Raw genomic sequence first — 17,557 nt, 5'->3', positions numbered from 1 at the left:
AAGTGTCCGGGTGTCCGCGGACACCTTTCCGGACACTTTCATTAAGCGGACAGGAGGGGGAGCGCGGGCACGCAGGCTAGAATGCGACGATCGTCTTCAAGGAAACGCGTGACATGTGTGGAATCGTGGGTGCGATCGCTGATCGCGACGTAGTGCCGGTGCTGATCGAAGGCCTGAAGCGGCTGGAGTACCGTGGTTACGATTCCTCCGGCATCGCGGTGATCGACCAGGGTGAGCGCCGCGATGTACGTCGCGTGCGTCGTACCGGTCGTGTGTCGGAAATGGCCACGGCGGCCGAGGCCGAGGGCTTCAACGCGGTGCTGGGCATCGGCCACACCCGCTGGGCCACCCATGGGGGCGTCACCGAGGCCAACGCGCATCCGCACATCAGCCATGGCGTGGCGCTGGTGCACAACGGCATCATCGAGAACCACGAAGAGCAGCGCGAGAAGCTGCGTGCGCTGGGCTACACCTTCGAGTCGCAGACCGACACCGAAGTCATCGCACACCTGATCCACCATCACCTGAAGAGTGGTGACGACCTGCTGGTGGCGCTGCAGCATACGGTGAAGGAGCTGACCGGTGCCTACGCACTGGCCGTGGTCAGCCGCGCCGAGCCGGAACGCTTCGTCTGCGCGCGGATGGGCTGCCCGCTGCTGATCGGCCTGGGCGAGGGCGAGAACTTCGTTGCTTCCGACGTCTCGGCGGTGATCTCGGCCACCCGCAAGGTGATTTTCCTGGAAGAGGGCGATACCGCCGAGATCCGTCGCGATGGCGTGCGCATCTTCGACGAGCACGACCGGCCGATCGAGCGCGACGTGCATCTGTCCGATGTGTCGCTGGCATCGCTGGAGCTGGGCCCGTACCGCCACTTCATGCAGAAGGAGATCCACGAGCAGCCGCGCGCGCTGGGCGACACCATCGAGGCGGCGATCGACGCCGGTGGTTTCCCGGCCGGGCTGTTCGGCAAGAACGCCGAAGCGGTGCTGTCGGGCATCGAGGGTGTGCAGATCATCGCCTGCGGCACCAGCTACTACGCCGGCCTGACCGCGCGCTACTGGATCGAAGCCATCGCCGGCCTTCCGTGCAGCGTGGAGATCGCCAGCGAGTACCGCTATCGCGCGGCCTACGCGAACCCGAAGCATCTGATCGTCACCATCTCCCAGTCCGGCGAAACGCTGGATACGATGGAAGCGCTGAAGTACGCCAAGTCGCTCGGCCACAAGCACACGCTGTCGATCTGCAACGTGCCGGAAAGTGCGATTCCGCGCGCCAGCGAACTGGTGTGCTACACCCGTGCCGGTGCCGAGATCGGCGTGGCCTCGACCAAGGCCTTCACCACCCAGCTGGCGGCACTGTTCCAGCTGACCGTGGTGCTGGGCAAGCTGCACGGCCGCATCGACGCGGCGCAGGAAGCGGACTACCTCGAGCAGCTGCGCTTCCTGCCGGGCAGCGTGCAGCACGCATTGAACATGGAGCCGCAGATCGCTGCCTGGGCCGAGCGTTTCGCACGCAAGAGCAGCGCGCTGTTCCTGGGCCGTGGCCTGCATTACCCGATCGCGCTGGAAGGCGCGCTCAAGCTCAAGGAAATCTCCTACATCCACGCCGAGGCCTACCCGGCAGGCGAGCTGAAGCATGGCCCGCTGGCGCTGGTGGACGAGGACATGCCGGTGGTGGTGATCGCGCCGAACGACAGCCTGCTGGAGAAGGTGAAGTCGAACATGCAGGAAGTGCGCGCGCGTGGCGGTGAACTGTTCGTGTTCGCCGACCAGGACAGCAACTTCAACGAGTCCGAAGGCGTGCACGTGATCCGTACGCCGCGTCATGCCGGCGTGCTCAGCCCGATCGTGCACACCATTCCGGTGCAGTTGCTGGCCTACCACACCGCGCTGGCGCGCGGCACCGACGTGGATAAGCCGCGCAACCTGGCCAAGAGCGTGACGGTGGAGTAACACCCGTCAGCTCGGTTGGAGGTTGCAAGCGAAGGGGGCCGTGTGGGCCCCCTTTCGTTTGTGCCGGTGGCAGCGGCAAGTGGGACAGTCACAGGGTGTTCTGTCCACCGTCGGCAGCAGGCAATCAATCTTTAACGCGTGGCATCGCGTGTATTCAGCGGCGGTTTCAGCCGCGGTGCCATTCTCTGGATCGTCGGTTGGTTCCCACGACGAACTGTCCCATCGATGCCGGTAGTGACCGATGGTCGCAGTCGTAGAATCGATTTGACCGAGGTCCGGGTTGAGCGGTTGAACCCACCTCGTTCGCGTTGCAGCACGTCGTCTGCCGATCCATTCCAAGCGGCAGCCGGGTGCGCCAGACGTGCGCTGAAAGGTCTGTTCCCGGGGAGGGGGCGTATCGGAAGAGCACACTTTTTGACTTCAGTGACCTGCACCAGGAAACAAGAATGAACGTCCGCGAACTCCTGCAATCCAAGAAAGAAGCTGTCATCACCATCGATGCCGAAGACACCATTGGTGCCGCCGCCCACAAGATGAGCGCGAACAGGATCGCTGCACTGGTGGTGATGAAGGACGATGCCCCGGTCGGCATCATTTCCGAGAAGGACATCGTGCGTACCCTGGCCGACGACGGCCCGCAGGCCGGCCGCCGGGTGATTTCCAGCCTGCCGTCCACCGGCCTGGAGGGCATCGCCCCGGAGGCCACCCTGAAGCAGGCCATGTCGTTGATGACGTACTCGCGGCGCCGTCATCTGATGGTCACCGAAGGCACTCGTCTGGTCGGCATCCTCAGCCTGGGCGACATCGTGAAGAACCTGCTGGGCGAGCTGGAGCTGGAAAAGGCCGTGCTGCAGGACATCTACATGGCCGCCCACTGAGGGCTGCAGAGCTGGAAGCAGAGAAGCCGGGCATTGCCCGGCTTCTTCGTTCACGGCATCGGTGAAATCAGAAAGTGACCTTCACCGAGTCGGCGCTGTAGTTGGCTGGGCCGTGGTAGACCACTTCGATGTTGTTGCCATCCGGGTCGAGCACGAACGCGCCGTAGTAGCCCGGGTGGTAAGGGCGTTCACCGGGCGCGCCGTTGTCGGTGCCGCCGGCGGCGATCGCGGCGGTATGGAAGGCATCGACGGTGGCGCTGTCGCGGGCCTGGAAGGCCAGATGGTGGCGGCCGGTCAGCTGGCCGGTAGCGGCCGTGCTGCTGGCGCTGGAAATGAACAGCTCATCGGCCCAGAAGTAGTCATCGCCTTCACCGGCGATCGGGATGCCGATCGTATCGAACACCGCCTGGTAGAAGCGGCGGCTGGCCGCCAGGTCGTGCACTACCAGCTGGATGTGGTCGATCAGGCGGCCACGGTGCAGTTCCATCGTTTCCATACCAACCTCGCAGAAAAAGGGGACGGAGGGGATTAAGTCGCTTCCAGCCCAATAATGCCAGAAACGACTTAATCCCCTCCGTCCCCTTTTCGGGTCAGACGTTGGCGATGATCTCGACCCAGTAGCCGTCCGGGTCCTTGATGAAAGCCAGGTTCTTCATGCGGCCGTCGGTCAGGCGCTTCTGGAAGGTCACGCCCAGATCCTCGAAGCGCTGGCAGGCGGCCTCGATGTCCGGCACCGACACGCAGATGTGGCCGAAGCCGCGCGGGTCGCTGTTGCCGTCGTGGTAGACCGCGCCGTCCTGGGTTTCGGTGCCGTGGTTGTGGGTCAGTTCCAGCACGCCCGGCAGCCCGGCCATCCACAGGCGGCGGGCGTTGTCATCTTCCGGCACCGTGACGCCAGCGGGCACGTAGGCCAGGAAGTACAGGCTGAACTGGGCCTCGGGGAAGTCGCGCTTGTCGATCAGCTGGTAGCCGAGCACGCGGGTGTAGAAGTCCAGCGAAGTGGCAATGTCCTTCACGCGCAGCATGGTGTGGTTGAACACGAAGCCGGTGGTTTCGGCCGGGGCCTGGGCGGCGACGCCGGGAACATCGCGCAGGGCGGGAATGGTCATGGGGGAGGTCCTTCAGACAGGGCCGTTGCCGGCCGGATGGCGCCATTCTACCGGCCAGCACCTGACGGCACTGCGACGTACAATGGCCGGATCGCACCGTTCCGTCCTGACAACGATTGCCCGCCATGTCGCAGCGTGAATGGGTGGCTGCCGCCATCCGCAAGATCGAAGCTGATTTCAACCGTTCCGCCGATACCCACCTGATCCCGCTGGCGCTGCCAGGGTTCGAGGGCATCGACCTGTACCTGAAGGATGAGTCGAGCCATCCCACCGGCAGCCTGAAGCACCGGCTGGCGCGCTCGCTGTTCCTGTATGCGCTGGCCAATGGCTGGTTGCGTGAAGGGCGTCCGGTGATCGAGGCCTCCAGCGGCTCGACCGCCGTGTCCGAAGCCTATTTCGCGCGGCTGCTCGGCCTGCCGTTCATTGCGGTGATCCCGGCCTCCACCTCGCCTGAAAAGATCGCCGCGATCGAGTTCCACGGCGGCCGTTGCCACCTGGTCGAACGTGCCTGCGACCTCAACTGTGATTCGGAAAAGCTGGCCCGTGAAACCGGTGGCCACTTCATGGACCAGTTCACCTATGCCGAGCGCGCCACCGACTGGCGTGCCAACAACAACATCGCCGAGTCCATCTTCAAGCAGATGGCCGAGGAGCCCAGCCCGGTTCCGGAATGGATCGTGTGCAGCCCCGGTACCGGCGGTACCGCAGCGACGCTGGGCCGCTATGTCAGCTATCGCCGGCATGACACCCGCATCCTCTGTGCGGACCCGGAAGTGTCGGTGTTCTTCGATGGCTACAAAGCCGCCGTGGCCGGTGAGCAGGACTGGCGCGGCCTGACCTGCAGCGGTGGCTCGCGCGTGGAAGGCATCGGCCGGCCGCGGGTAGAGGCGAGCTTCATCCCGACCAGTGTCGATGCGATGGTGAAGGTGCCCGATGCGCTGAGCCTGGCCGCGATGCGCCATGTCAGCCGCCAGCTGGGCCGCCGTGTCGGTGGCTCCACCGGCACCAACTTCATCGGTGTGCTGCAGGCGGCGCAGTGGATGCGCGAGGCGGGCCACCAGGGCAGCATCGTCAGCATCCTGTGCGACAGCGGCGAGCGCTACGCGCAGAGCTACTACGACCCGTCGTGGTATGCGCGCCAGGGCATCGATGTCGACGGCGCCGATGCGCAACTGGCGGCGGCGGTGGCCGGGCAGGGACTGCCCGAATTGCCGTGGTGCAGCCTGGAAGCGTTGTAACGCGGCAACGCACGGCCGGCTGTGCGTCGGCTGGGTAGAGTCGACTGTTAGTCGACTGCTCCGGGTTCAGGTCACGAAAATCCCGCGCTGCGCGCGAAAGTCGACTAACAGTCGACTCTACCCGGTCGCCGGGGCGGCTCAATATCCCGCTGCAGTGAACGCGTCCAGCACCGCGTCGCGCAGTGCATCGGGCAAGGCCTCGATGTCCATCGCGCGATCATCCAGATGCAGGCTCGGGTCCAGGATGCTCGCTCGGCCCTGGGCCAGCGCCTGCAGCCACAGCAGCACGCAGATCGCGAACTCGCGCTCATGGCCCAGCCGCAGCTGGCTGGCGCCGCGTTCGATCACCTCGAACGGGTACCACTCCTGCGCATCGTTGAACGTGCCGCCCTGCTGCAGCACTGCCTGCAACTGCTGCAGATGGCGCGGGGCGTCATCGCCGGCATCGCACAATGCGGCGATCCAGGTCAGTTCGGCCGGGCTGGCGGACAATGCCAGTGACCGGGCCGGTGAGGCGGATGCAACTGCAGCCAGACCTTCCATGTAGGGCCTCATTCGGTGCGTACCGCTGCGGACTCCCCCGCAGCCAGAGCTTCGGTGCGCGACCGTAAGGCCGACGTGAATGCCGGGCCGTGCCCCCTTGTCAGCCCCGCCTGCCAGCGCCATATCCTGCATGCTGCCCGCCTGCCGGGCCCGTACCCTGGAGATCTGCCGTGACCGTTGCCAACCCCCTGCTCGATTTTTCCGGCCTGCCGCGCTTCGAGGCCATCCGCCCCGAGCACGTGGCGCCGGCGCTGGACGTGCTGCTGGCCGAGGCCGAAGCCGCCGTCAGCGCCGCCGAGCAGCTGCAGCCGGTCACCTGGCAGACCTTCGTTGCCCCGCTGGATGACGCCACCGAGCGCCTGTGGCGCGCCTGGGGTCTGGTCGGCCACCTGCAGGGCGTGGTCAACACCCCGGAACTGCGTGAGGCCTACAACAGCAACCTGCCGCGGGTGACCCGCTTCGCCAGCGCGCTGGGCCAGAACCTGGCGTTGTACCGCCAGTACCAGACGCTGGCCGCCAGTGCCGAGGCGGCGCGCTTCGACGCGGCCCAGCGCAAGGTGCTGGACAACACCCTGCGCGATTTCCGCCTCGGTGGTGCCGAGCTGGCGCCGGAGGCGCAGCAGCGCTTCGCGGCGATCAAGGAGGAACTGTCGGCGCTGTCGGCGAAGTTCTCGCAGAACGTGCTCGACGCTACCGATGCCTGGTCGCTGATCATCGAGGACGAAGCGCGGCTGAAGGGCCTGCCGGAAGACGTGAAGGCCGCCGCGCATGCCGCAGCACAGAAGGACGGCAAGGCCGGCTGGAAACTGACCCTGCAGATGCCGTGCTACCTGCCGGTGCAGACCTGGGGTGAGGACCGCGACCTGCGCGAGATCCTGTACCGCGCCAGCGCACAGCGTGCGTCCGAATTCGGCGATGAGTCCCTGGACAACAGCGGCAACATCGATCGGATCCTCGCCCTGCGCGCTGAACTGGCCGCGCTGCTCGGCTTCGATTCGTATGGCGATTATTCGGTAGCGACCAAGATGGCGCAGGACCCGGCCGAAGTGCTGGGTTTCCTGCGTGACCTGGCCGCGCGCGCCAAGCCGTTCGCGGCCAGGGACCGGGCCGACCTGGAGCAGTTCGCACGCGAGCAGCTGGGCATCGACAGCCTGGAGGCCTGGGACCTGGCGTTCGCCGCCGACCGCCTGAAGCAGGCCCGTTACAGCTATTCCGAACAGGAAGTGAAGCAGTACTTCACCGAACCGAAGGTGCTTGGCGGCCTGTTCTCGGTGATCGAGCAGCTGTACGGCCTGCGCGTGCAGGAGGACAGCGCACCGGTGTGGCATGACGACGTGCGCTTCTTCCGTCTGGTCGATGCGCAGGGCGCGCTGGTCGGCCAGTTCTATCTGGACCTGTATGCGCGCGAGGGCAAGCGTGGTGGCGCGTGGATGGACGATTGCCGCAACCGTCGCGTGCGCGCGGACGGCAGCGTACAGACGCCGCTGGTCTACCTGGTGTGCAACTTCGGCCGCGGTGCCAACGGCAAGCCGGCGACCTTCAGCCACAACGAAGTGACCACGCTGTTCCATGAGATGGGCCATGGCCTGCACCAGCTGCTGACCCGCATCGGTGAGCTGGGCGTGGCCGGCATCAATGGCGTGGAATGGGATGCAGTGGAACTGCCCAGCCAGTTCATGGAGAACTTCTGCTGGGAGTGGGAGCACCTGCAGGCCATGACCGCGCACGTGGACACGGGCGAACCGCTGCCGCGCGGGCTGTACGAGCGCATGCTGGCCGCGCGCAACTTCCACAGCGGCATGGCCACGGTGCGCCAGCTTGAGTTCGGCCTGTTCGACATGCTGTTGCACAGTCAGTTCGAACCGGCGCAGGACAGCGTGTTGGCGCTGCTCGATCGCGTGCGTGCGGAGGTGGCGGTGAACCATCCGCCGGCCTGGAACCGCTTCCCGCACCAGTTCAGCCACATCTTCGCGGGCGGTTACGCCGCCGGCTACTACAGCTACAAGTGGGCCGAAGTGCTCAGTGCCGACGCCTATGCGGCGTTCGAGGAAGCGCCGCAGGCACTGGCCGAGACCGGTGCACGCTTCCGCGATGAGATCCTGTCGCGCGGTGGCAGCCGCCCGGCGGCGGAGAACTTCAAGGCCTTCCGTGGGCGCGCGCCGCAGATCGACGCGCTGCTGCGCCACTCGGGCATGGCGTAAACCGTTGTGGTGGGTGCCAACCCTGGTTGGCACTTCACCGCCATCCACGCATGGCGTGGGTCTACCGGAATGCCGGCCAGCGGCCGGCACCACCGAAGACAGGTCATTCGGCGTAGATCATCTGCCGGGTCATGCCGCCGTCGACGATGAAGTCCTGGCCGGTGCTGAAACCGGACAGCGACGACAGCAGGTACACCGCCAGTGCACCGATATCTTCAGGGCGGCCGACCCGGCCGACCGGATGCTGTGCGTGGTCGATGGCCGAGTACTCTGGTTCATGGCGCCGTGAGGGTGCCTGCCACGCAGTGGTACCGACCCAGCCGGGGCTGATGCTGTTCACCCGCACCGCCGGGCCGGCGCTGATCGCCAGCGCATGGGTGAAGGCCACCAGGCCACCCTTGGCCGCCGTATAGGCCTCGCTGTGCGCTTCGGATTGCCAGGCGCGGGTGGAGGCGATGTTGATGATCGCGCCCGCAGCACTGGCCGTCAGCGCTGGCAGCGCGTGCTTGCTGCACAGGAACGCGCCGTGCAGCGAGGACAGGCGGCGCTGCCACTCGTCCCAGTCCATGTCCTGCAGCAGCGTGCCGTGCGGGCCGGCGATCCCCGCGTTGTTGACCAACCCGTCGATGCGGCCGAAACGCTGCAGGGCCACGGCGATGAAGTCGCGCACGCTGGCCTCATCGGTGATGTCCAGGCGCTGGAACGCGGCGTCATCACCGCGCTGCCATTCGTCCAGGCAGGCCTGGCCGGCCTCCCTATCGAGGTCGCCGATCAGCACGCGTCCACCGGCACCGAGAACGGCCTGGGCAATACCGCGACCGATGCCGTTGGCGCCGCCGGTGACCAGCACCACCTTGCCCGACAGTGGCGCGGCCGGCCATGCGGCAATCGGCGGCACCGTGCTCACGTCAGGTCTTCGCCGCGCAGGCGACGATGCCAGCCATCCACGCCGATGCGGTCCAGGGTCTGGATGTTGCGCTCGACAATCACGTCCGGGTCCGGATACACATCCACCGCACGCGCCACGCTGTCTTCGCGCAGCAGGTGCAGGGTGGGGAAGGGCGCGCGGTTGGTGTAGTTGCTGGCGTCGTCGGCGGCCACGCCCTCGAACTGGTAATCCGGATGGAAGCTGGCCACCTGCAGGATCCCCTGCAGGTCCAGTGCCTCGATCGCCGCATCGGCATTGTCGAGGAAGTCGTTGTAGTCGAGGAAATCGGTCAGCACCTGCGGGTGCACGATCAGCGTCGTGTCGATCTGCTCGGCCGGCGTGTCGCGCAGCAGCACCAGCTCCTCGGCCAGCTGTTCAACCAGCGCTTCTGTCGTGGTCGCATCGCTGAGCACGATGCGGACCTGGTCCTTCACGTATACCGCCTTGGCGAACGGGCACAGGTTCAGGCCGATGACGATGCGCTCCAGCCACAGGCGGGTGGCGGCGATCGGGTCATCGGTGGGCAGGTCGGAATCGGTCATGGCGGGCACGTCGGCTGGCGGGGCCGACATTGTAGGCGCGTCGCTGGCAACGCGCCGTCGTACCTGCGGCTGGCAGCGCCGGGGGATTCCCGGCAGGTGGCTCAGTCGCGGAAATTGTTGAACTGCAGCGGCAGCTCGAACTTGCCGGCCTTGAGCACGGCGATGGCGTCCTGCAGGTCATCGCGCTTCTTGCCCTGCACGCGCAGCTTGTCGCCGTTGATCTGGCTTTCCACCTTCAGCTTGGCGTCCTTCAGGGCCGCCGCGATCTTCTTGGCGATCTTCTGCTCGATGCCCTGCTTGACGGTGATCTTCTGCCGGGCCTGGGCCAGGTTGGTCTCGATGTCGCCGAACTCCAGGCTGAGCACGTCGATGCCGCGCGCGGCCAGGCGAGCACGCAGGATGTCGTTCATCTGCTTGAGCTGGAATTCGGTCGGCGCGAACTGATTGATGACATCGCCGTCGCGCTCGAACTTTGCGTCCACGCCCTTGAAGTCGAAGCGGGTGGCCAGTTCGCGGTTGGCCTGGTCGATGGCGTTGGTCAGCTCGTGGGTGTCGACTTCGGACACGACGTCGAAGGAAGGCATGGGCGATGCTCCGCAGGTTTCAGTGGCGATCATTCTATCGTGCCGGCCCGCGTGCCCGCTTTCTGTGGAGCCCGGCCCATGCTCGGCGGCCGCCCTACAATCCGGTGCGGTCGGCGATAATGGGCCATGAACGTGCAACGCTCCCCTTCGCGTGCGGTGGCCTGGATGGTCGCTGCGGTCGCCTGTTTCTCGCTGATGGACGCTGGCATGAAGCAGCTGTCGGCCAGCTATCCGACCCTGGAAGTGACTTTCCTGCGTGGTGCGGCCTCGTTGCCGTTCGTGCTGGTGTGGGTGCTGGTCAGTGCCGGCCCACGTTCGCTGGTGCCGCGGCGCTGGGGCCTGCACCTGCTGCGTGGCGCGTTGGGCATGGCGATGATCGGCTGCTTCGTGTTCGCCCTGCGCGACCTGCCGCTGTCCACCGCCTACACCATCTACTTCGTTGCCCCGCTGCTGATCGCCGCGCTGTCGGTGCCGTTGCTGGGCGAGCGGGTCGGGCCGCGGCGCTGGGTCGCCATCGGCATTGGCCTGGTGGGCGTGCTGGTGGTGCTGCGGCCGGGCGTGGATGGCTTCATTTCGGTGCCCGGCCTGATGGTGCTGGCGGCGGCAACGGCCTATGCCGTGGCGGCGATCACGGTCAGCCTGCTGACCCGCACCGATACCTCGCAGTCGATGGTGGTCTGGTTCCTGGTGATCATGGCCATCGGCGCCGGCCTGCTCGCCATTCCCGGCTGGGTACCGCTGCAGCTGGCACACGCGCCTTTGATTGCCGGCATGGGCCTGGCCGGGGCGCTGGGCCAGATTGCCCTGACCAAGGCCTTCCAGCTGGGCGAGGCCTCGATGATCGCGCCGCTGGAGTACAGCGGCCTGGTCTGGGTGATCGGCTGGGATCTGGCCTTCTGGGGCCAGCTGCCGGACGGCTATACCTGGGTGGGAGCGGCGATCATCGTCGCCTCGGGGCTGTACCTGCTGCATCGCGAGCGGGTAAACCGGCAGGAACCGCCGAAGCCGCTGGATCATCCCTGAGCCCGGGGGTAGTGCCGGCCGCTGGCCGGCAACCCCTTGCGCCGGAGGGACCGCTGCAGGTGCCGGCCAGCGGCCGGCACTACCGGGGACAGTTTCTTAGAACCAAAAGGAATAACATTCTGGGCCATGGCGCGGGCGCGCGACCGCCTGCGCTGGTAGGCTGCACGCCCCCTTCCGTCACCCAGCCGGTGAGCCACGCCCGTGATCGAGTTCCAGCGCCTGCACAAATCCTATGCCGTTGCCGGCCGCGAAGTCAGCGCGCTGCAACCGTTGGACCTGACCATCGAGGCCGGTGAGGTTTTCGGCATCATCGGCCATTCCGGCGCCGGCAAGTCGACACTTATCCGCATGATCAACCGCCTGGAAGAACCCAGTGGTGGCCGGCTGCTGATCGGCGGTGAGGATGTCACCGCGCTGGACGCGGACGGCCTGCGCGCGCTGCGCCGGCGCATCGGCATGATCTTCCAGCACTTCAACCTGCTGTCCTCGCGCACGGTGGCCGGCAATGTCGCCTTCCCACTGGAACTGGCCGGCACGCCGAAGACGGAGATCGACGCGCGCGTGGCCGAGCTGCTGCAGACTGTGGGCCTCGAAGCGCATGCGCAGAAGTATCCGGCGCAGCTGTCCGGTGGCCAGAAACAGCGCGTCGGCATCGCCCGCGCGCTGGCGACCCGTCCGCAGATCCTGCTGTGCGACGAGGCCACCAGTGCGCTCGACCCGCAGACCACCGCTTCGGTGCTGTCGCTGCTGTCGAAGATCAATCGCGAGCTGGGCCTGACCATCGTGCTGATCACCCACGAGATGGACGTGATCCGCCGTGTCTGCGACCGCGTTGCGGTGCTCGATGCCGGCCAGATGGTCGAAACCGGTCCGGTCACCCGGGTGTTCCTGCACCCGCAGCACCCGACCACGCGCCGTTTCGTCAGCGAATCGGAGCATGTGGACGAGGGCACGCTGCACCGCGATTTCGATGCCGTCGGTGGCCGCATCGTGCGCCTGACCTTCCTCGGTGGCGACACCTACGAACCCCTGCTCGGCCGCGTCGCGCGCGAGACCGGGGTCGACTACAACATCCTGTCCGGCCGCATCGACCGGATCAAGGACACCCCGTATGGCCAGCTGGTGGTCGCCCTGGTGGGCGGCGACCAGTCCGCCGCGCAGGCCGCGTTCGTGGCCGCCGGCGTGCATGTTGAGGAGCTGCGTCGATGATCATCGCTACTGCCGGCGGATTCTTCCGCCACCTGGACGCGGGCAAGTGGGCCGACATCGGCCAGGCCACCATCGACACCCTGCTGATGCTGCTCGGTTCGCTGCCGCTGACCCTGGCCATCGGCCTGCCGCTGGGCGTGCTGCTGTACCTGTTCGGTGCACCGCAGATGAAGCGCCGTCCGTTCGCCTATGGCGTGCTGGCGCTGGTGGTGAACCTGCTGCGCTCGGTGCCTTTCATCATCCTGATGATCGTGCTGATCCCGGTCACCCTGTTCCTGATGGGGACGTCGCTGGGTGTACGCGGTGCGATCGTGCCGCTGGTCATCGGTGCCGCGCCGTTCTACGCGCGCCTGGTCGAGACCGCACTGCGCGAAGTGGACCGTGGCGTGATCGAAGCGACCCAGGCGATGGGAGCCACCACCTGGCAGCTGGTCACCCGCGTGCTGCTGCCGGAAGCGCGCCCGGGCCTGATCGCTGGCGCAACGGTCACCACCGTCGCGCTGATCGGCTTCACCGCGATGGGCGGTGCGATCGGCTCCGGTGGCCTTGGCGACCTGGCCTTCCGCGACGGCTACCAGCGCTCGCACACCGACGTGGCGCTGGTCACCGTGGTCCTGCTGCTGATCCTGGTGCAGCTGCTGCAGATGCTTGGCGACCGCCTGGTCGCGCATTACAGCCGCAGATAACAGAATGCCGGGCGGCGCCCGGCATCTCGTTCGGGTAGTGCCGGCCGCTGGCCGGCAATCCCACGTGCGGTCAACGCACGTTCGGTACTTCGTAACCCAGCTTCCCGACCTGCTCCGGGTGCTGCGGCACGCGCTTGAGCTTGTCGGTGTTCACCCCGTACTCGTCCCGCAGGCGTTCGGCCAGCTCCTTGTACAGGGCTTTGTCCATGTCCGGCGTACGCGAGAAGATCCAGGCCATCTCGCGGCCCGGGTAACCGATCAGTGCCCACGAGTAATCCGGTGCCACTTCCAGCACCCGCGAATGGGTAGGCACGACGCGGTAGAACCAGGTGCGCCAACCGTGGTTGCCGCTGTCCGGGTCGACGCTGGCGCGGGCACGCACTTCCTGCAGCGGTTCGCCGAAGCCATCACGGTAGCGGTAGGTGATGCCGACCTTGTGCTCGTCGCGCAGTTCGTAGTCGTTGACGCTGGCCACATGGCCACGTTCGATGAAGTTCGGCACGCGGCCGATCACGTACCAGGTGCCCATGAAGCGCTTCAGGTCGATCGGCGCATCCGGGTCGGTCGCGCGCGGGGTGCTGGCGCGGGGCGATGGCGGCTCACTGGCGGCCACGGCGGGGCCCGCCAGGGACAGGGCCAACAGCATGGCGCAGAGCGGGCGGATCGAAGTCATGCGGGAGCGGGCTCAGAAGGGCTTTGCCTGAGCATGGTCGACTGAGCGTGCGCGATCCGTCAATGGTGTCGCAACCTGTGAGAAGGGCCTTGCCCAAGCTGTGTTGCATTGTCCACCGGAGAAGCCCCATGAACGCACGTTCCGTCCGCCGCCCTGCAACTGAACGCGTCATCATTGACCGCGCCGATCCGCGCCTGCTGCGCAGCGTGCGACAGGTGGCCCTGGCCGGCCTGGCGCTGGTACTGGTCTGGCCAGCCGCGCGCGGCAGCAACGCCTGGCTGGGCTGGCTGCCGATGTGGCTGGTGGGCATGCCGCTGGTGGCCTGGTGGGCGCTGCTGCGCTTCCCTGTGCCGCGCCTGTCGTGGCTGCGGCTGGCCCGTCGCACCGGTGGACAGGCACATCGTCGCACCGCCGGGACGCCCCGCCGTCGCCGCCGCGCTACGGCCACGGCCTGACCTTCGACACGGGGGCGGCTGCAGCGATCCATGCTAGCGTTCCACGGCTTATGACTGCCTGGAGCTGCAATGTCTCGACTCGCTTCCGCCTGCCTGCTGGCTGGCATGATGACCGCTGCCTCGGTGGGGACCGCCGTGGCTGCTGAAGACACCGATCGCTACGCCTGGCTGGAGGACGTCACCGGCGACAAGCCGCTGTCCTGGGTCAAGGAACAGAACGCCAAGTCCGAGGCGCGCCTGGCGCAGACCCCGGCCTTCAGGCAGATGGAGACCAGCATCCGCGAGGTGCTCGACTCCGATGCCAAGATTCCCGCCGTGCAGAAGATCGGCGACTACTATTACAACTTCTGGAAGGACCAGCAGCACGAGCGTGGCCTGTGGCGCCGCACCACGCTGGCCGAGTACCGCAAGGCCTCGCCGCAGTGGGAGACCGTGCTTGACCTCGATGCCCTGAACAAGGCCGAGGGCGAGAACTGGGTCTGGCACGGCGCCGACTGCCTGCGCCCGGATTACAGCCGCTGCCTGATCGCGCTGTCGCGCGGTGGTGCCGACGCCGACGTGACCCGCGAGTTCGACCTGGCCAACAAGACCTGGATCAAGGACGGCTTCTTCCGTCCGGAGTCGAAGGGCGGCCTGAACTGGATCGATCGCGACACCGTATTCGTCTACACCGACTTCGGTGCCGGCTCGATGACCACCTCCGGCTACCCGCGCGTGGCCAAGCTGTGGAAGCGTGGTACGCCGATGGCCTCCGCCAGCGTAGTGTATGAAGGCAAGCCGGAAGACATGTACATCGCGGCGATGCACGATGACACCCCGGGCTTCGAGCGCAACCTTGTCAGCCGCACGCTGGCGTTCTACAACAACGAGATCTACCTGCGTGGCGACGATGGCACGCTGACCAAGATCGATGCGCCGAACTCGGCCGAGAAGGGCCTGCACAAGCAGTGGCTGACCCTGGAGCTGCGTGATCCGTGGACCGTGGGTGGCAAGACCTATGCGTCCGGTTCTCTGCTGGCGACCAGGCTGGATGACTTCCTGGCCGGCAAGCGTGAGTTCGACGTGCTGTTCACCCCGACCGCGACCACCTCGCTGGCCAGCGCCACCTGGACCAAGAGCCACCTGGTGCTGAACGTGCTGGATGACGTCAAGAACCGCCTGTCGGTGCTGACCCCGGGCGCCAATGGCTGGCAGACCAGCCGCTTCGTCGGCGCGCCGGCCTTCGGCACGCTGGGCGTGGCTGCGGTCGACAGCAACGACAGCGACGCGGTGTGGCTGACCGCCACCGACTACCTGACCCCGACCACCCTGGCGCTGGCCGAGATCGGGCAGGCCCCGGAAACGCTGAAGACCATGCCGGCCTTCTTCGATGCCAAGGGCAAGGTGATCGAGCAGCACTTCGCCACCAGCAAGGACGGCACCCGCGTGCCGTACTTCGTGGTGCACGACAAGGCGATGAAGCTGGACGGTTCCAACCCGACCCTGCTGTACGGTTACGGTGGTTTCGAGATCTCGCTGACCCCGGGCTACTCCGGTGGCATGGGCCGCGCTTGGCTGGAGAAGGGCGGCGTGTACGTGGTTGCCAACATCCGTGGCGGCGGCGAATACGGCCCGCGCTGGCACCAGGCGGCGCTGAAGCAGAACCGCCACAAGGCCTATGAAGACATGGCCGCGGTGGCACGCGATCTGGTCAAGCGCAAGATCACCAGCGCCAGTCACCTGGGCGTGCAGGGCGGCAGCAACGGTGGCCTGCTGACCGGCAACATGCTGACCCAGTACCCGGAACTGTTCGGTGCGGTGGTGGTGCAGGTGCCGCTGCTGGACATGAAGCGCTACAGCCACCTGCTGGCCGGTGCCTCGTGGATGGCCGAGTACGGCAACCCGGATACCAGCGACTGGGCGTTCATCAAGACCTTCTCGCCGTACCACCTGTTCGACGCGAAGAAGAAGTACCCGCCGGTGCTGTTCACCACCTCCACCCGCGATGACCGCGTGCACCCGGGCCACGCCCGCAAGATGGCGGCGAAGATGATCGACGCCGGCAAGGACGTGACCTACTACGAGAACATCGAAGGTGGCCACGGCGGTGCAGCCAACAATGCGCAGGCCGCACACATGTCGGCGCTGGCCTACAGCTTCCTGTGGGAGCGGTTGGGCGGTAAGTAAGCAGACAGGCAGAACGGAAAACGCCGCCCCCGGGGCGGCGTTTTTCTTTATCCGGTAGTGCCGGCCGCTGGCCGGCAACCGCATCATTCACGCATTCCCGGGTTGCCGGCCAGCGGCCGGCACTACCGTCAACGTGATCCCTGCCAACGCTGCAACCCACGCGCGATCCGTGCCACCGCCTCCTGCAACCGCGGCACTTCCTGGGTATAGGCCAGGCGCACGTGCTGGTTGGCGCGATGGAAGCCGAAATCCAGCCCGGGCGTGAATGCCACGTGCTCGGTTTCCAGGAAATGGGCGCAGAACGCCTGTGCGTCATCGGTGAATGCGCTGACATCGGCGTACAGGTAGAACGCACCCTGCGGCTCGACTTCGATGCGGAAGCCCAGCTCGCGCAGCGCGGGCAGCAGGAAGTCGCGGCGCTGGCGGAACGCTTCGCGACGCTGCTCGAAGATCGCCATCGACTCCGCGCTGAAGCAGGCGAGCGCGGCATGCTGGGCGATGCTCGACGCGCTGATGTACAGGTTCTGCGCGAGTTTCTCCAGGTCCGGCACGGCTGCTGGCGGTGCCACCAGCCAGCCCAGCCGCCAACCGGTCATGCCGAAGTATTTGGAGAAGCTGTTCAGCACGAATGCGCTGTCATCCACCTGCAGCACGCTGGGTGCATCCAGGCCATAGGTGAGGCCGTGGTAGATCTCGTCCACCACCAGGTGACCACCGCGCGCGTGCAGGGTCTTCGACAGGGCGGCCAGTTCGTCGGCGGAGAGCACGGTGCCGGTCGGGTTGGCCGGTGAGGCAACCAGCGCGCCGACGCTGTCGGCATTCCAATGCTGTTCCACCAGCGACGGTGTGAGCTGGTAGGCAGTGTCCGGGCCGACCGGCACCAGCTGTGCGCCGCCTTCAACGAGGCGCAGGAAGTGGCGGTTGCACGGATAACCCGGGTCGGCCAGCAGCCAGTGGCGGCCGGGATCGACCAGCAGGCTGCTGGCCAGCAGCAGCGCACCGGAGCCGCCGGGGGTGACCAGGATGCGTTCGGGGTCGATGTCCAGCCCGTAGTGGCTGCGGTAGAAGCCGCTGATCGCCTGGCGCAGGGCGGGCAGGCCACGTGCGGCGGTGTAGCGGGTATGGCCGGCGGCCAATGCGGCCTGGCCGGCACGCACGATCGGTTCGGCGGTGGTGAAGTCCGGTTCGCCGATTTCCAGGTGGATCACGTCGTGGCCGGCCTGTTCCAGCGCCTGCGCGCGGGCCAGCAGGGACATCACGTGGAACGGAGCGATTTCATGGCTGCGCCGGCTGTAGCCCGGCGTATGGGGCAGGGTACTCATGCAGCCCATGGTACGCCGCGCACCGGGGTCACGCGCTCTGGCAGTGCC

At 66.7% G+C, this 17,557-nt stretch carries 17 protein-coding genes; 9 read left to right on the top strand and 8 right to left on the bottom strand.

Going from position 1 to position 17,557, the window contains the following annotated elements:
• Positions 1 to 113 precede the first annotated feature (113 nt).
• Positions 114 to 1,952, top strand: coding sequence for a glutamine--fructose-6-phosphate transaminase (isomerizing) (glmS, locus tag Q9Q79_RS17665; protein ID WP_012481313.1), 1,839 nt, complete (start codon positions 114 to 116; stop codon positions 1,950 to 1,952).
• Between the two features lie 446 nt (positions 1,953 to 2,398).
• Complete coding sequence (locus Q9Q79_RS17660; protein WP_005411115.1) at positions 2,399 to 2,830, top strand: CBS domain-containing protein; 432 nt, start codon at positions 2,399 to 2,401, stop codon at positions 2,828 to 2,830.
• 67 nt (positions 2,831 to 2,897) lie between these two features.
• On the opposite strand, the gene Q9Q79_RS17655 is transcribed toward Q9Q79_RS17660, so the two are convergent.
• Together Q9Q79_RS17655 and gloA are read right to left on the bottom strand one after the other, a co-directional pair.
• Positions 2,898 to 3,326 carry a VOC family protein gene (locus tag Q9Q79_RS17655; protein WP_099524328.1) on the bottom strand — a complete coding sequence of 143 codons (429 nt, stop codon included), beginning with the start codon at positions 3,324 to 3,326 and terminating at the stop codon, positions 2,898 to 2,900.
• Positions 3,327 to 3,420: 94 nt separating this feature from the next.
• Positions 3,421 to 3,939: a lactoylglutathione lyase gene (gene gloA / locus Q9Q79_RS17650; protein ID WP_049397110.1), complete on the bottom strand. Its 519-nt coding sequence runs from the start codon at positions 3,937 to 3,939 to the stop codon at positions 3,421 to 3,423.
• A 125-nt stretch (positions 3,940 to 4,064) separates the two neighbouring features.
• Between gloA and Q9Q79_RS17645 the strand changes: the two genes are divergently transcribed.
• A complete protein-coding gene (locus Q9Q79_RS17645) occupies positions 4,065 to 5,177 on the top strand; it encodes a PLP-dependent cysteine synthase family protein (RefSeq protein ID WP_005411112.1) in 1,113 nt (370 codons plus the stop codon).
• A 138-nt stretch (positions 5,178 to 5,315) separates the two neighbouring features.
• Here Q9Q79_RS17645 and Q9Q79_RS17640 read toward each other — a convergent pair whose 3' ends face one another.
• On the bottom strand, positions 5,316 to 5,720 hold the full coding sequence (locus tag Q9Q79_RS17640) for a hypothetical protein (protein WP_049461475.1): 405 nt from the start codon (positions 5,718 to 5,720) through the stop codon (positions 5,316 to 5,318).
• 170 nt (positions 5,721 to 5,890) lie between these two features.
• Here Q9Q79_RS17640 and Q9Q79_RS17635 point away from each other — a divergent pair, with 170 nt between their 5' ends.
• Positions 5,891 to 7,921 carry a M3 family metallopeptidase gene (locus Q9Q79_RS17635; RefSeq protein WP_049461473.1) on the top strand — a complete coding sequence of 677 codons (2,031 nt, stop codon included), beginning with the start codon at positions 5,891 to 5,893 and terminating at the stop codon, positions 7,919 to 7,921.
• Positions 7,922 to 8,024: 103 nt separating this feature from the next.
• On the opposite strand, the gene Q9Q79_RS17630 is transcribed toward Q9Q79_RS17635, so the two are convergent.
• From Q9Q79_RS17630 to Q9Q79_RS17620, 3 genes are all read right to left on the bottom strand, one after another.
• Positions 8,025 to 8,828 carry an SDR family oxidoreductase gene (locus Q9Q79_RS17630; RefSeq protein WP_099561707.1) on the bottom strand — a complete coding sequence of 268 codons (804 nt, stop codon included), beginning with the start codon at positions 8,826 to 8,828 and terminating at the stop codon, positions 8,025 to 8,027.
• The gene (locus tag Q9Q79_RS17625) at positions 8,825 to 9,391 is read right to left on the bottom strand and encodes a DUF1415 domain-containing protein (RefSeq protein ID WP_060380790.1); all 567 of its coding nucleotides are present in this window, start codon (positions 9,389 to 9,391) and stop codon (positions 8,825 to 8,827) included. Before Q9Q79_RS17625 ends, Q9Q79_RS17630 begins: the two co-directional genes overlap by 4 nt.
• Positions 9,392 to 9,492: 101 nt before the next feature.
• The gene (locus Q9Q79_RS17620; RefSeq protein ID WP_005411107.1) at positions 9,493 to 9,975 is read right to left on the bottom strand and encodes a YajQ family cyclic di-GMP-binding protein; all 483 of its coding nucleotides are present in this window, start codon (positions 9,973 to 9,975) and stop codon (positions 9,493 to 9,495) included.
• Between the two features lie 126 nt (positions 9,976 to 10,101).
• On the opposite strand from Q9Q79_RS17620, the gene Q9Q79_RS17615 reads away from it, so the two are divergent.
• From Q9Q79_RS17615 to Q9Q79_RS17605, 3 genes are all read left to right on the top strand, one after another.
• On the top strand, positions 10,102 to 10,998 hold the full coding sequence (locus Q9Q79_RS17615; protein WP_005411106.1) for a DMT family transporter: 897 nt from the start codon (positions 10,102 to 10,104) through the stop codon (positions 10,996 to 10,998).
• A 201-nt stretch (positions 10,999 to 11,199) separates the two neighbouring features.
• Positions 11,200 to 12,207 (top strand): methionine ABC transporter ATP-binding protein, encoded by a 1,008-nt coding sequence (locus tag Q9Q79_RS17610; RefSeq protein ID WP_005411105.1) that lies wholly within the window; start codon positions 11,200 to 11,202, stop codon positions 12,205 to 12,207.
• Entirely contained in the window at positions 12,204 to 12,893 is a 690-nt protein-coding gene (locus tag Q9Q79_RS17605; RefSeq protein WP_005411104.1) for a methionine ABC transporter permease, read from the top strand. Before Q9Q79_RS17610 ends, Q9Q79_RS17605 begins: the two co-directional genes overlap by 4 nt.
• 70 nt (positions 12,894 to 12,963) lie before the next feature.
• Here the strand turns inward: Q9Q79_RS17605 and Q9Q79_RS17600 are convergent, their stop codons facing one another.
• Positions 12,964 to 13,566 carry a lipocalin family protein gene (locus Q9Q79_RS17600; RefSeq protein ID WP_005411103.1) on the bottom strand — a complete coding sequence of 201 codons (603 nt, stop codon included), beginning with the start codon at positions 13,564 to 13,566 and terminating at the stop codon, positions 12,964 to 12,966.
• A 128-nt stretch (positions 13,567 to 13,694) separates the two neighbouring features.
• Between Q9Q79_RS17600 and Q9Q79_RS17595 the strand changes: the two genes are divergently transcribed.
• Both Q9Q79_RS17595 and Q9Q79_RS17590 read left to right on the top strand, forming a co-directional pair.
• On the top strand, positions 13,695 to 14,021 hold the full coding sequence (locus Q9Q79_RS17595; protein ID WP_049397116.1) for a hypothetical protein: 327 nt from the start codon (positions 13,695 to 13,697) through the stop codon (positions 14,019 to 14,021).
• Positions 14,022 to 14,090: 69 nt separating this feature from the next.
• On the top strand, positions 14,091 to 16,187 hold the full coding sequence (locus Q9Q79_RS17590) for a prolyl oligopeptidase family serine peptidase (protein WP_049419040.1): 2,097 nt from the start codon (positions 14,091 to 14,093) through the stop codon (positions 16,185 to 16,187).
• A gap of 128 nt (positions 16,188 to 16,315) precedes the next feature.
• On the opposite strand, the gene Q9Q79_RS17585 is transcribed toward Q9Q79_RS17590, so the two are convergent.
• A complete protein-coding gene (locus Q9Q79_RS17585) occupies positions 16,316 to 17,509 on the bottom strand; it encodes a pyridoxal phosphate-dependent aminotransferase (RefSeq protein WP_171039730.1) in 1,194 nt (397 codons plus the stop codon).
• Positions 17,510 to 17,557 lie beyond the last annotated feature (48 nt).

The sequence above is a fragment of the Stenotrophomonas sp. a6 genome (genome assembly GCF_030913325.1).
GTDB lineage: Bacteria > Pseudomonadota > Gammaproteobacteria > Xanthomonadales > Xanthomonadaceae > Stenotrophomonas > Stenotrophomonas maltophilia.
Note: the sequence above shows the minus strand (reverse complement) of the source record. Positions and strands in the feature narration are given on the sequence as shown.